The 14,588-nt window shown below is 35.6% G+C and carries 9 protein-coding genes; 7 read left to right on the top strand and 2 right to left on the bottom strand.

The window, feature by feature from the left end; genetic code table 11:
• Window positions 1-365 (top strand): transposase (locus tag N7659_RS02335; RefSeq protein WP_263275625.1); only part of this gene is annotated, 365 nt, incomplete at its 5' end.
• Between the two features lie 79 nt (window positions 366-444).
• Here N7659_RS02335 and N7659_RS02330 read toward each other — a convergent pair.
• Together N7659_RS02330 and N7659_RS02325 are read right to left on the bottom strand one after the other, a co-directional pair.
• A complete protein-coding gene (locus N7659_RS02330) occupies window positions 445-1,728 on the bottom strand; it encodes a hydroxymethylglutaryl-CoA reductase, degradative (RefSeq protein ID WP_263275624.1) in 1,284 nt (427 codons plus the stop codon).
• Window positions 1,715-2,899, bottom strand: a complete 1,185-nt coding sequence (locus N7659_RS02325) for a hydroxymethylglutaryl-CoA synthase (protein WP_263275633.1) — start codon at window positions 2,897-2,899, stop codon at window positions 1,715-1,717. Before N7659_RS02325 ends, N7659_RS02330 begins: the two co-directional genes overlap by 14 nt.
• A 205-nt stretch (window positions 2,900-3,104) precedes the next feature.
• Between N7659_RS02325 and N7659_RS02320 the strand changes: the two genes are divergently transcribed.
• From N7659_RS02320 to N7659_RS02295, 6 genes are all read left to right on the top strand, one after another.
• Window positions 3,105-4,028: a hypothetical protein gene (locus N7659_RS02320; protein WP_263275623.1), complete on the top strand. Its 924-nt coding sequence runs from the start codon at window positions 3,105-3,107 to the stop codon at window positions 4,026-4,028.
• Window positions 4,029-4,032: 4 nt separating this feature from the next.
• Window positions 4,033-4,872, top strand: a complete 840-nt coding sequence (locus N7659_RS02315; RefSeq protein WP_263275622.1) for a thymidylate synthase — start codon at window positions 4,033-4,035, stop codon at window positions 4,870-4,872.
• Between the two features lie 78 nt (window positions 4,873-4,950).
• Window positions 4,951-5,475 carry a dihydrofolate reductase gene (locus N7659_RS02310; RefSeq protein ID WP_263275620.1) on the top strand — a complete coding sequence of 175 codons (525 nt, stop codon included), beginning with the start codon at window positions 4,951-4,953 and terminating at the stop codon, window positions 5,473-5,475.
• A 193-nt stretch (window positions 5,476-5,668) separates the two neighbouring features.
• Window positions 5,669-6,901 (top strand): ATP-dependent Clp protease ATP-binding subunit ClpX, encoded by a 1,233-nt coding sequence (gene clpX, locus N7659_RS02305; RefSeq protein ID WP_263275618.1) that lies wholly within the window; start codon window positions 5,669-5,671, stop codon window positions 6,899-6,901.
• 10 nt (window positions 6,902-6,911) lie between these two features.
• Window positions 6,912-7,502 carry a ribosome biogenesis GTP-binding protein YihA/YsxC gene (gene yihA / locus N7659_RS02300; RefSeq protein ID WP_263275617.1) on the top strand — a complete coding sequence of 197 codons (591 nt, stop codon included), beginning with the start codon at window positions 6,912-6,914 and terminating at the stop codon, window positions 7,500-7,502.
• Window positions 7,503-7,798: 296 nt separating this feature from the next.
• The gene (locus N7659_RS02295; protein WP_263275616.1) at window positions 7,799-14,557 is read left to right on the top strand and encodes an endo-alpha-N-acetylgalactosaminidase family protein; all 6,759 of its coding nucleotides are present in this window, start codon (window positions 7,799-7,801) and stop codon (window positions 14,555-14,557) included.
• The last annotated feature ends 31 nt before the right edge of the window (window positions 14,558-14,588 follow it).

The following is a 14,588-nucleotide window of genomic DNA, read 5'->3' as shown; positions in this document are numbered from 1 at the left end:
TCGTGAGAAAAACATTGCAGTTCTCTGATGAACTTCGCTATTACTACAATCTCTATCAACTCTTACTCTTTCATTTCCAACAGAAGAATACCCATCAGTTTATGGCATTGATAGACGATAACTACCAATTAGTTAATAAAGCCTTTAAAACGGTTTTTAGAACATTTAAAAAATATAAGGCATCTATCGCAAATGCACTTGAACTTCCTTATTCGAACGCCAAACTAGAAGCGACTAATAAATTAATCAAAGATATCAAAAGACAAGCCTTTGGTTTTAGAAACTTTAACAACTTTAAAACAAAAATTCTCATCGCTTTGAACATTAAAAGGGAGAGAATCAATGTGATTCTCTCCCGATCTTGATGACTAGTCACCCACTACAGTTGACAAAGAGCCATTTTTTTATTCTAAAGTATTGTTACGATATTTTTCAAGAATTTTTTTATTCTAAAGTATTGTTACGATATTTTTCAAGAATTTTTTTAGCAGTAGAAAGATTCATGTGTTTTTCTTTTAATAATGATTCTACAACAAAGACCACTTCATCAGGAAGACTTCCAGCAAGAAGAGCTAGAGATCTGGCATGAAGTTTCATATGACCTTCTTGAATTCCTTCTGTAACCAAAGCCCTTAAAGCTGCAAAATTTTGTGCCAAACCAACTGAGGCAACAATGCTTGCTAGCGTTTTAGCATCAGGATTACCTAACACATCAAAAGCTACTAAAACACTTGGGTTTAAACCAATGGAGCCTCCTTTGGTTGCAAGAGGAAGTGGCAGTGTTATTTCTCCTAATAATTGTTCATTAGCCTCATCTAATCGCCATGTGGTTAATCCCTCGTAATGTCCATTTCTAGAAGCATAAGCATGGGCACCTGCTTCAATAGCACGCCAGTCATTTCCTGTAGCGATACAGACAGCATCAACACCATTAAAAATCCCTTTATTATGTGTACTAGCACGATAAGGATCTTTTTTAGCAAAGTTGCTCGCAAGCACCATTTTTTCAGCCAATTCTTTTGCTTTTATCTTATCACGATTTAAAAAACGATAGTCTATAGCACAATTTGCTGTTACCAGAGCTTCAGTGGCATAATTTGAAAGAATGGCCATCAAACTTTTACCCTTTGTCAATGCTTCCAAATAAGGTTTTAAAGCTTCAGTCATGGTATTAACGATGTTTGCCCCCATAGCTTCTTTGGTATCAATCAAAATATGAACCACTAATAGAGGTGTTTCATCTTCAATAAGGTTTATTTTGATATCAGATGCTCCACCACCTCTTTTAACGATGGAAGGGTGAGCACTATTTGCAATGTCTAAGAGCTCTTTCTTTTGCTTTTCAATAGCTTTTGTGGCGCTATGAGTGTCTTTGATGTCATATAATGCAATCTGCCCGATCATTTGACGATTATGGACGATAGCTTTAAAGCCACCTGAACGTTTTATGATTTGACTTGCAAACGAACAAGCTGCTACAACAGAAGGTTCTTCGGTGACAAAAGGAACAGTATAATCTTTGTGATTAACTTCTATTTCAGGGACAACAGAAAAAGGAAGAGCAAATGTTCCAAGTGTGTTTTCAACCATCTGTGAAGCAATCTCTTGCTTTAATAAAACATGATTTTCTAAAATATGGTGACTTTCTTTTGAAAGTAATGGTTTGATTTGAGAAAGACGTTCTTTTGGATTTTTTTTGGCAAATCCTGCCCAGTTAATTTTTGTCATTTTCATCTACTCTAATATATTGTCTTTGATGATTTTGAATACCTGAAAGGGCAAAAGGTCCAGTTTTATAGGATTTAAAGTTTGCATTACCTTCTTCATCCATTTTTGGTTCTTCAAAAAACATTTCTTCATATTCTTTAACACTTAATGCTATTCTTGCTTGTAATTGGGTCATTCGATTAGCTTGTAGATGATTTTTATAACCTTCTACAAGATGGCCACTGAAGATTTCAGTCACAGCACCACTCCCATAACTAAAGAGAATAATTTTGTCGTCAGCTTTTAGGGTTGGACTATTTTCTAACAGTGATAATAATCCAAGATAGAGTGAACCAGTATAGATATTACCAACAACTTTACTATAAGTGATAGAATGGTAAAAATTATCAGTCAAACGTTCCTTAACTTCTTTGCTGGTTTCTTTGGTAAAGAGCTTATTTAGTCCTTTAAGGGCTAACTTTGGAAATGGTAGGTGGAAACAAAAGGCTGCATAGTCTGATAATTCAGCATCAAAACGTTTTTGGTATTCTTGCCAAGTGATTTTAAGTGTGTCAAGATATTGTTTGGTAGAATACATACCATCAACATATGGCGTATCACGATAATTAGGGCGCCAAAAATCCATTATATCTCGAGTATGAGCAACACTTTTATTATGAAGTGCCAAAATATGTGGGTCTTTACTAATTAATAAAGCAATACTACCCGCTCCTTGGGTAGGTTCTCCTGAAGTATTTACTCCGTATTTAGCGATATCACTTGCTAGGACTAGAACTTTTGAGTCTGGATGGTTTTCAATGTGAAGTCTAGCATAATCAAGTGCAGCAGTGGCACTATAGCAGGCTTCTTTCATTTCAATACTTCTGACAAAGGGTTGGATGTTTAATAAACTATGAACATAAACACTAGCGGCTTTACTTTGATCAATGCTTGACTCAGTTGCCAAAATGATCATATCAATGGTTTGTTTGTCATCTTCTGTTAAAATATCACTAGCAGCAGAGCTTGCTAGTGTCACAATATCTTCTGTGATTGGTGAGATGCTAAGTGCATCTAATAAAAGTCCTTCTTTAAATTTAGCTGGGTCTTCATTTCTAGCAACAGCTAATTCCTTCATTTCTAACATATATTGACTGGTAGCAAAACCAATCTTATCAATTCCAATGGTTATCATTAAAAGTCATCTCCTCGTTTTTTAGACTTAGGAATAATCATAAGTCCATTTTATCATATTTTAGAATAAATTGATGATAAGAAACATTGAAGTATCAAATCTTTTTAATAAGCCATTTAGCTTTGTTGTCCATTTGCTTTTTTTCTGATAAAATAGTCATAAAAGGTTAATAAAATGTTTAATATAGGAAATAGGAGAACTTATGTCAGTTTTAGAAAATGTTAAAAATGCAACAGGTTTTCAGTTAGATAAGGAAACAGGTACTTTATACGGTGTTAAAGATGGATTTCATTTTGCTGTGATACCAACTGGTGATAATAAAATTTATCAATTATTATTCTCTCTTGCGAAAAATAATCAACCTGTAGTTGATGATGACTATAGAGAATTAAAAGCAAGCTCAAAAGTTATTAAGCGCTTTACACCAATGAACTATAAAATTATTTTTGATATTAAAACAGGATTAACGAAGACTAAAACAGCTGAAAACATTCAGCAAGCCCTTGAAGAAACAGTTTCTTTTTTTAAGAGCAAACAGTATGACGACGTTGATGAAATGACTGGAATATCTGATCACAGTGATATTTATCTTGTTAGTGGGGTTGTCAATTTCTTAAGTCCAGAAAGTTATGCTAAAATGACTGCAGAACTTAATATTGATATTCAAAAAGAAGCACAAAAATCTGAGAATGTGATAGCTGGAATTATTGGAGCTCTACTTGGTTCTTTGATTGGAGTTGCTGCCATTGTTATTATTGGTCAACTAGGTTATGTTTCCATTATTTCTGGTGTTATTATGGGTGTCAGTACCATTTCAGGATATGAACTTCTTGGAAAACGACTCACTAAAAAAGGCATTGCCATTAGTGTCATTATCATGCTAGTTATGGTTTATGTGGCCAATCAGGCTGATATTGCTCTATCAATTGCAAGGTATTATGAAGTAAGCTTTTTTGAAATTTTTCCTGAAGTTAATGATTTAGTCGCAGAAGGTTATATCGATTCTTCTATCTACTGGACTAATTTAGGAATGATTTATCTTTTTTCTGTGCTTGGTTTTGGGTCAACCGTTTTTGGTATTTTGAGATCTCGTCAAGAAAAATTTACAACACGTCGTTTAGGATAATATGATGATTAAAGCAGATACTATTTTTAAGGAAAATATTAAAAAAATACTTGGTGAAGGTGCTTGGAGTGAAAAGGCACGTCCTAAATATAAGGATGGTAAAACAGCTAACTCTAAATATATTACAGGTAGTTTTGCTGAATATGACCTCTCCAAAGGAGAGTTTCCAATAACTACTCTAAGACCAATTCCAATTAAATCAGCCATCAAGGAAGTTTTTTGGATTTATCAAGATCAGACCAATGATTTAGAAGTTTTAAATGAAAAATACGGTGTTAAATATTGGAATGATTGGGAAGTTGACAATAGCGGTACCATTGGTGAGCGTTACGGTGCCATTGTTAAAAAACATGATATGATCAATAAAATACTAAAGCAATTAGCTGATAATCCCTGGAATAGACGAAATGTTATATCATTGTGGGACTATGAGGCTTTTGATCAATCAGGTGGCTTACTGCCTTGTGCCTTTCAAACCATGTTTGATGTGAGACGGGTTGGAGAAACCATTTATTTAGATGCTACTCTGACACAAAGAAGTAATGATATGCTTGTTGCTCATCACATCAATGCCATGCAATATGTTGCCCTTCAAATGATGATTGCCAAACATTTTGGTTGGCAAGTGGGTAAATTTTTCTATTTCGTCAATAACCTTCACATTTATGATAATCAATTCGAACAAGCCAAAGAATTACTAAATCGAGAAGGTTCTGACATCAAACCGCGTTTGATACTAAATGTGCCAGATAAAACCAATTTCTTTGACATTAAACCAGAAGATTTTGAATTAGTTGATTATCATCCGACACAACCACAATTAAAATTCGACTTAGCCATCTAAGGCTAGTCGTTTTTTCTATGCAATTTTTAGAAAAATTTGATAGAATGATAGATACTAACATGAAAAGGTATCTATTACATGACAAAAAAAATAATTGCTATCTGGGCAGAAGATGAAAATCATTTAATTGGGAAAAATGGTAAACTACCATGGTTTTTACCCAAAGAATTAAATCATTTTAAAGAAGTTACCTTTGGGCATACCATTTTGATGGGACGCGTGACTTTTGAAGGGATGAATAAGCGTGTTCTACCAGGGAGGCAAACCATTATTTTAAGTCGTGATGATACTTATAAGGCTGATGGAGTCACCATTTTATCTAGTGTTTCTGATGTTTTAGAATGGTTTGAAAATCAAGACGATGACTTATTTATTGTTGGTGGCGAAACCATTTATAAAGCATTTGATGGACTTTATCATCAATTAATAAGAACAACAATCCATGGAAAGTTTGAAGGAGATGCCTATTTTCCGACTTTAGAGTTTGTAGAATTTCAATTAAAATCAACACAATTTTATCCCAAGGATGATAAAAATAACTACAGTTTTACAGTTGATATTTTTGAAAAATGCCTAAAAAGGAGAGTAATGACTAGATGTTAAATAGTATATTTGGAGTTTTCACCGCCTCCTTATTAGTTATCTGTCTTATTTGTGCAGGGATTGTTTATAAAAAGAAGCGTTATGGTCTACTGATTTTATTTTTGTTAAATGCCTTATCAAATCTAGTAGCAACCATACAAGCTTTTAATGGGAAATTATTTTAAAAAATGAAAAATTAAAGATTGAGGGAAACATGGCTGACAAAACAACAAGTGACATTAAAGTATATTGTTCTTTTTGTGGAAAAAATCAAGAACAAGTTAAGAAAATAATAGCTGGGAATGGTGTTTTTATTTGTAACGAATGTGTCGCATTATCACAAGAAATCATTAGAGAAGAGATGGCAGAGGAAATTTTGGCAGATCTTTCCGATATTCCAAAACCAAAAGATCTGTTAGACGTTCTAAATCAATATGTTATCGGTCAAGAAAGAGCTAAAAGAGCTTTGGCAGTAGCCGTTTATAATCATTACAAGCGAATTAGCTTTGCTCAAACACAAGATATTGAAGATGTTGAATTACAAAAATCTAATATTTTAATGATTGGACCAACAGGTTCTGGTAAGACATTCTTAGCACAAACACTAGCAAAGAGTCTCAATGTTCCTTTTGCTATTGCTGATGCAACTGCTTTAACTGAGGCTGGTTATGTCGGTGAAGATGTTGAAAACATCTTATTGAAACTTATTCAAGCAGCAGACTATAATGTTGAACGAGCTGAGCGTGGCATTATCTATGTCGATGAGATTGATAAGATTGCTAAGAAAAGTGAAAATGTCTCAATAACCAGAGATGTTTCAGGTGAAGGTGTTCAACAAGCGCTTTTAAAAATTATTGAAGGAACGGTTGCGAGTGTGCCTCCTCAAGGTGGACGTAAACACCCACAACAAGAAATGATTCAAATCAACACTAAGAATATTCTATTTATTGTTGGTGGGGCTTTTGATGGTATTGAAGAAATAGTCAAACAAAGACTGGGTGAAAAAATTATTGGCTTTGGTCAAAACAACAAGAAAATTGATGATTTTTCTTCATATATGCAAGAAATTGTTTCAGAAGACATTCAAAAATTTGGCTTAATACCTGAGTTAATTGGTCGTCTTCCAGTAACAGCTGCACTTGAGCAGTTAACTGTTGAGGACTTAGTTTTGATTTTAACAGAACCGAAAAATGCCTTGGTTAAACAGTACCAAACCTTGTTATCATATGACGGAGTTTCTCTTGAATTTGAAAAAGAAGCTTTACAAGAAATTGCCAAAAAGGCGATTCAAAGAAAGACTGGTGCGCGTGGGTTAAGGTCAATTATTGAGGAAATCATGCTTGATATCATGTTTGAAGTTCCTAGTCAAGAAGATATTGCAACCATTCGCATTACTAAAGGTGCTGTGGAAGGACTTGAAGAACCTATTTTAGAAACGGCATCTTAGGGAGAAAATAATGTCAGAAATTAATACTCACAATGCTTCTATTTTACTAAGTGCAGCTTCTAAGGAACATTATCCAAAGGACAATCTTCCTGAAGTTGCCTTGGCTGGTCGTTCCAATGTTGGAAAATCCAGTTTCATCAACACACTTTTAAGCCGAAAAAATTTAGCTAGAACCTCTAGCAAACCCGGTAAAACACAATTATTAAACTTCTACAATATAGATAATCAATTACGTTTTGTTGATGTTCCTGGGTACGGTTATGCTAAGGTTTCAAAATCTCAGCGAGCCAAATGGGGTAAAATGATTGAAGAATATCTTGTGACGAGAGAAAATTTAAAAGTTGTTGTCAGTTTAGTAGATTTTAGACATGAGCCATCAGTTGATGATATTCAGATGTATGAGTTTTTGAAATACTATGAAATTCCTGTCATTATCGTTGCTACAAAAGCTGACAAAGTGTCACGTGGTAGATGGAACAAACACGAATCAATGATAAAAAAAGCCTTGGATTTTGATGCTTCAGATGATTTTATTATCTTTTCTTCCGTTGATAAAACAGGTTTTGATCTCTCTTGGGACAAGATTCTTTCTTATTTATAGCTAGTTTTATCTTACTAAGTGTTGCTTATTAATAACAGAAACCTTTACATTATTGTAAGGGTTTTTTCTATGTAAAAAAGTTACTTATTGTCGCTAATTTATGGGAATTAATTCGAATTAAATCGTTTTAAAGGTTGATTATTCTTTTTGAAATTGATATACTAGTAGCAATTAATATATTAAATTCTATTAAGGGGGAAAAGTATCAATAATTTAGTTAACATTTCATTTGACAATGTTTATTTTTATCTTTAAAATGTAATCGCTTACTTTGTGTAATTTATAAGGAGGATTTGATGAAAAAGCACATTTTTGAAAAAAAGTGTAAATATGGAATTCGTAAGTTTTCTTTGGGTGCATTCTCAGTAATGATTGGGCTTTCTTTTTTAGGTGTTGCAAATGTTTCTGCTGATACTGTTGAGGGTAATGAAGTTGAAACTTCTGCTATAGTAACAAATACTGAGGAAAGTCCTGGAGAAGTTGTACCGTTAGAAGCTACATCTGATGAAGCCTCTCCAACATCAGAAGCTGAAGCAACGGAAGCTAATACACCTGTAGAGGAATCACCAGTAGCTAATGAAAAAGAAGAGGTTGAAACTGAAACAAGTGAGGCTGATGATCAAGCAACAGCAGCAGAAGAAACCGATGCACCTACTGAAGAAGCAACTAATGAAAATAAAGAATGGAAGACAGTAGAAGCAACAGCTAATCATGGAACCGTTGAAAAAGTTGTTGAACATGGCGTTCTTTTTAACCGTCTTTCATCCACAACAGCAAATAACAATGGTGACAAAGTAGCTTTGTTTGAACAAGAAGGTCTTTCAGTAGCACAAGATGGAACAGCTCAAGTAACTCTTCTTATCAAAGAAGAGTCTGAACCAAATGAAGGACGTTTTGGTGTCTTTTTAAAACACAAAGATGCAAACAATAATATCTTTGTTGGTTATGATAAAGCAGGATGGTTCTGGGAATATAAAAGCCCTGGTAGTAGTCTTTGGTATCAAGGACAAAGAGTAGCAGCGCCTCAAAAGAATAGTTATCATCAACTAAAAGTTAACCTTACTTCTGCTGGTGTTTTAACAGCTGAATTGACAAATGCTGAAACAGCTGCAAAACAAGAACTATTTTCTGCCTTAACACTTCCTGAACCAGTTAAAGAAAACTTGAAAGATGAAAAACGTATTGTTTTAAAAGCTGGCACATATAACAATGAATTGACTAAGGTATTAGTAGGTGTTAGAGCTGCAACCCAAGAAGAAATTGAAGGTAGCAATAATACTGGTAGTAATTCATCAGACACAACACCTTCAAATGAACAAGAAGAAGTTGTTGCTGAGTGGAAAACTGTTGATACAGCTGCTAACCAAGGAACTGTAAAAGTTGTTGAAGAAGCTGGTGTTCGTTACAATGAATTGGCTTCAACAAATAACAATAATAATGCTGCAAACGCCGCTTTATTTGAAAAGAATGGTTTAAGTGTTGATGAAGCTGGCAATGCCTCGGTTTCTATTAACTTTAAAGAAAAATCACAAACAAATGAAGGCCGCTTTGGTGTTTATTTGAAACACCAAGATGCCAACAACCATATTTTTGTTGGTTATGATGCACAAGGTTGGTTCTGGGAATATAAAGTGAATGGTCGTGGAGACTATCTTAAAAATCGTGTAGCAGCGCCATCACATGACAGCATCAATGATTTAGTTGTTACCTTAAAATCAGATGGACAATTAAATGCAACCAATAATGGTGAAAAATTATTTGATACATTAACCTTACAACAATCTGTTATGGAAGCTTTAAATAGTAAGAAAATTTTACTTAAAGCTGGTACTTATAACACACAACTAACCAAAGTCTTGATTAAATCTGACAACCAATCTGGTGTTGGTCAAGATACACCTGATGCTCCAGATACTGGTAGTGATGTCAACGACCAAAATGTGGTTTATGAAACCATTAGTTCTGGACGTTTAGATGCCCTTATTGATACTGCCTTTCCAAGAGTAAAAGAATATACTCTTAATGGTCACAAATTGACTGGACAAGTACAATCCATTAATCAAGTGGCTGTTAATGGTCATACTCTTACACCTACTGTAACTTATCAAAAAATTGATAATAGCACCGTAGAATATACTCTACAACTACGTAGTGAAGAGCATCTTATCAATGCTGATATGACTGTTCGCTTGAAGGTTGTTGATAATCAACTTCACTTTGATGTGACTAATATTACAAACCATAATGAAGTAACAGCTGGTCAGCAAATTGATGACACTAGAAAACTCTTATCTTCTATTGATTTCCTTGGAAATACTCTAGTATCTGTTTCTAGTCAAGAAGAAGGGGCAAAATTTGACGGTTCATTCATGTCAAACAACACTCATGTTGTTGGTGATGTTCATCAAAATGTTACAAATCCAATGAACAATCTTAATAGACAAGGTTACATGTATGGATTTGTTTCAAGCAATAAACTAGCTGCCGGAGTTTGGAGTAACTCTCAATACAGCTTTGGTGGTGGTCAAGGGGACTTTACCCGTTTAACTGCTGAAAAACAAACTGTAGGAAATGCTAACTATGTTGGTATTAAGAGCTCTCCATGGGACTGGCAAAAAGCATATAAAGGTTTAGTTTACCCAGAATACACTTTAATGTTACCTAGTGCTAAAGTTGTCCTTACTGAAGACGCTAACGATGATGGTGTTGTCGATTGGCAAGATAGTGCAATTGAATATCGCAACATCATGAATAACCCTCAAGGTTGGGAAAAAGTTAAAGACATCACTGCTTATCGTATTGCGATGAACTTTGGTTCTCAAGCGCAAAATCCATTTTTAATGACTTTAGATGGTATTAAGAAAATTGCTCTTCATACTGATGGTTTAGGTCAAGGTGTTCTTCTTAAAGGTTATGGTAGTGAAGGACATGATTCAGGTCATTTAAACTATGCTGATATTGGTAAGCGTATTGGTGGTACTGAAGACTTCAAGACTTTGATTGCCAAAGCACAAGAATACGGTGCTAAACTTGGTATTCACGTTAATGCTTCAGAAACTTATCCAGAATCTAAATACTTTAGTGAAGATATTCTTAGAAAAAATGCCGATGGTAGCTATAGCTATGGTTGGAACTGGATTGACCAAGGTATCAATATTGACGCAGCTTATGACTTGGCACATGGTCGTTTAAAACGTTGGGAAGACCTGAAGAAAGAACTTGGTGAAGGTCTTGACTTCATTTATGTTGACGTTTGGGGTAATGGCCAATCAGGTGATAATGGTGCTTGGGCAACTAGGGTACTTGCTGAGGAAATTATCAGACAAGGCTGGCGTTTTGCTATTGAATGGGGTCATGGTGGTGAATACGACTCTACCTTCCAACACTGGGCAGCTGACTTAACTTATGGTGGCTACACCAATAAAGGAATTAACAGTAATATTGTTCGCTTTATCCGTAACCACCAAAAGGATTCATGGGTTGGTGATTATCCAAGATATGGTGGTGCAGCAAACTACCCACTTCTTGGTGGATATAGCATGAAAGACTTTGAAGGTTGGCAAGGACGTAGTGATTATAATGGTTATGTCACAAACCTCTTTGAACACGATGTCATGACAAAATATATCCAACACTTTAAAGTAATTAGCTGGAAGAATGGTACACCTGTTACAATGTCTGACAACGGGCAAACTTACAGCTGGACACCAGAAATGGAAATTAAATTAAAAGATGATAAAGGTAATCTTCTTGTCTTAGAACGTAAATCTAATGATGTGACAAGTCCACTTTATCGTCAACGTAAAGTCACCTTAAATGGTCGTGTTATCCAAGACGGTTCAGCTTACTTAGCACCTTGGAACTGGGATGCTAATGGTAATGCACTTGCTACAGACCAAGAGAAAATGTATTACTTTAATACTGATACTGGTGCAACAACATGGACTTTACCAGATACTTGGTCAGGTGACAAAGTTTACCTCTACAAACTGACTGACCTTGGTAAAGTTGAAGAGCAAGAGATTGCTGTTGTCAATGGTACTATTACACTTGATTTAGATTCAGCACAACCTTATGTTTTATACCGTACACCTCAAACCAACAAAGAAATGTCTTGGAGTGATGGTATGCATATCTATGACCAAGGCTTTAATAGCGGTACTCTAGCTCACTGGAAAATTGAAGGTGATCAAACCAAAGCTCAAATTGTTAAATCTCAAGGTGCTAATGATATGCTCCGTATTGAGAACAATACGGAAAAAATTAGTTTAACGCAAACTTTAACTGATTTGAAACCAAATACTAAATATGCGGTTTATGTTGGTATTGATAACAGAAGTGATGCCAAAGCAAGTATTACTGTGAATACTGGTGAAAAAGAAATTACCAATTTCACTAATAAATCAATTGCTAAAAACTATGTTAAAGCTTATGCGCACAATACTAATAATCAAAATGCAACCATTAACAATACAAGTTACTTCCAAAACATGTATGTCTTCTTCACTACAGGAAGTGACGCGTCTAAGGTAACTTTAACACTTAGTCGTGATGCAGGTACAGAAGCTAGCTACTTTGATGAAATCAGAATCTTTGAAAATGAATCGTCAATGTATGGTGATGGCCATGATACTGCTATCGGTATTTTCAAACAAGACTTTGAAAATGTTGGACAAGGAATCTTCCCATTTGTTATTGGTGATGTTGAAAACGTTGAAGATAACCGTACCCACTTATCAGAAAAACATGAGCCTTACACCCAACGAGGATGGAATGGTAAAAAAGTATCTGATGTTATCGAAGGAGATTGGTCACTTAAGACTAACGGTCTTGTTACAAGACAAGCCCTTCTTTACCAAACTGTTCCTCAAAACTTCCGTTTTGAAGCAGGTAAAACTTACCGTATTACCTTTGACTATGAAGCTGGTTCTAACAACACCTATGCCTTTGCAATTGGTAAAGGAGAAGCAGCAAGATTAGCTAACGGTCGTTGGACTAGAGACATGAGCAATGTCACAATGCATGAACTGCCAAACAGCTGGGAAAATTCTGACAGTGCTAAGAGAATTAGTTATCTTGTAACAGGTGATGAATCAGGTCAAACATGGATTGGAATCTATTCAACTGCTAATCCAAGCGATACTAAGGGTGATGCTGGCGGAAATGCTAACTTTAGAGGATACAATGACTTTATCATGGATAGACTTCAAATTGAAGAAGTGATTGTTACCGGTAAGATATTAGTTGAAGAGCACCTTAAAAATAGTCTTCCAATTGTATCACAAACAATGTATACACAAGATTCATTAAATCGTGTCAAAGAAAGCCTCTTCCCACTACTTGCAGCAGATGATGCTATTAGTGTTGAGGAAGCCCGTCAATTAATTAACAGGGTTGAGGAAGCTAAAAAAGGCTTAACCTTAAAACAAATTGCTTTAGTTGCGTCTGACTTTGAATCGTTAGAAGCGCCAAGTCAACCGGGCGAAGAACTCGCTAAAGCATTTGATGGTAACCTGTCAACCTTATGGCATACTCCTTGGAGTGGTGGTCATGTGGGTCAACCAGCAACAATGATTCTTAATACACCAAAAGAAATTACTGGATTTAGATATGTCCCTCGTCAATCAGGTCCAAATGGTATTATTCGTGACTTAACACTAGTGGTTACTAATGCTGATGGTCAAGAAGAAACCTTTACAGCAAGCAACTGGGCTTCTGATTCTAAAGCTAAGGTGATTGATTTTGGTAAAACAATCAATGCTAAGAAGATTATCTTGACAGGAACTGCTTCTCACGGTGGGGGAGGAAATAGATTCCTTTCAGCTGCTGAATTACAATTCTTACGTCCTGTGGTGGCAGAAACTACTCTAGACATTCAACCATTAACAGAAGCTAAAGAGCGTGTAGCAGATGCTCAATTTGATTCATTTAGAACTCTCATTGACAAGGCTGTTAGCGTTGCTGATCGTGCTGTTGAAAATAATGTCATGACTAGTGGAATCTTAGAAACTGTTGTTTCATACTTAAATAGTCTAAATCTTGAAGAAGAAAAGACTGAAACCTTTAATTACAAACGTTTAGTAGCAGTTAACCCTACTGATGCTAGTGATAAAGAAGTTGTTGCAGAAATAGCATTGGCTAAACCACTAACAGCTGAAGATAAACCATCAATTGAATTTAGCAATGGTAGTGGCGTCGTCAATGACTTACCAGAACTAGCCTTTTCAACAGAAAAACGTGAATTAAAAGATGATGCATCAGGTGTTTCAGTTCAGCTAGAAGTTGGTGAAATCGCAGCAATCGAAGGAATTAGTGTTGGTCATAAAGAAACCAAAGATCCAAACACACCAAATGTTCTTAAAGATCAAGACTATGACCTCTTTGACATCTCACTAGTAGATGCTAAAGGTGAAGCTATTAGTCCACTCAAAGATACACTTGTTATCATGCCAATTGATGACGGCAAAACAGTGGCTAAAGTAGTATACCTCCCAAATACTGACCAAGAAGAAGAGCTTGACTTTACGATGACAAGCTTTGAGGACAGTAATGGTGTGACTCGTCGAGGGGTTGTCTTTGTGGCGAAACACTTTAGTGAGTATGGAATTGTTTATCAAGTGAGAGAAACAAGAGTGCCATCGGACGCACCAAGAGCGCAAGATAAACCAGTCTTTGAAGGAACACTAGAAAGTAAGGTACCATCAGACGCACCAAACTATGAGCTGCCGGAATCAGATTTTGTTCCAGAAACATCTGTACCAAAAGTGGCGCCAAAAGCGCAAGATAAGCCAGTCTTTGAAGGAACATTAGAAAGTAAGGTACCATCAGACGCGCCAAGCTATGAGTTACTAGCCTTTGATGGTAAATTAGCGCCAATGAGTAAAGATGGTAAGCAGGCTGAGAAGAAAGCTGACCAAGCTTCTTCAACAGCACAAGCTAAGAGTCTACCAAACACTGGTGATGATTCAAGCTCAACAATTCTAGGAACAATCGTAGCTTTATCGTCACTCGCTTTATATGGCTATGGCAGAAAAAGACGTGACAATGAACTGTAATTAGCAATGTTCATACAGATACAAGCTAAAA

This window comes from Streptococcus sp. CSL10205-OR2 (assembly GCF_025660655.1).
Classification (GTDB): Bacteria; Bacillota; Bacilli; order Lactobacillales; family Streptococcaceae; genus Streptococcus.
Note: the sequence above shows the minus strand (reverse complement) of the source record. Positions and strands in the feature narration are given on the sequence as shown.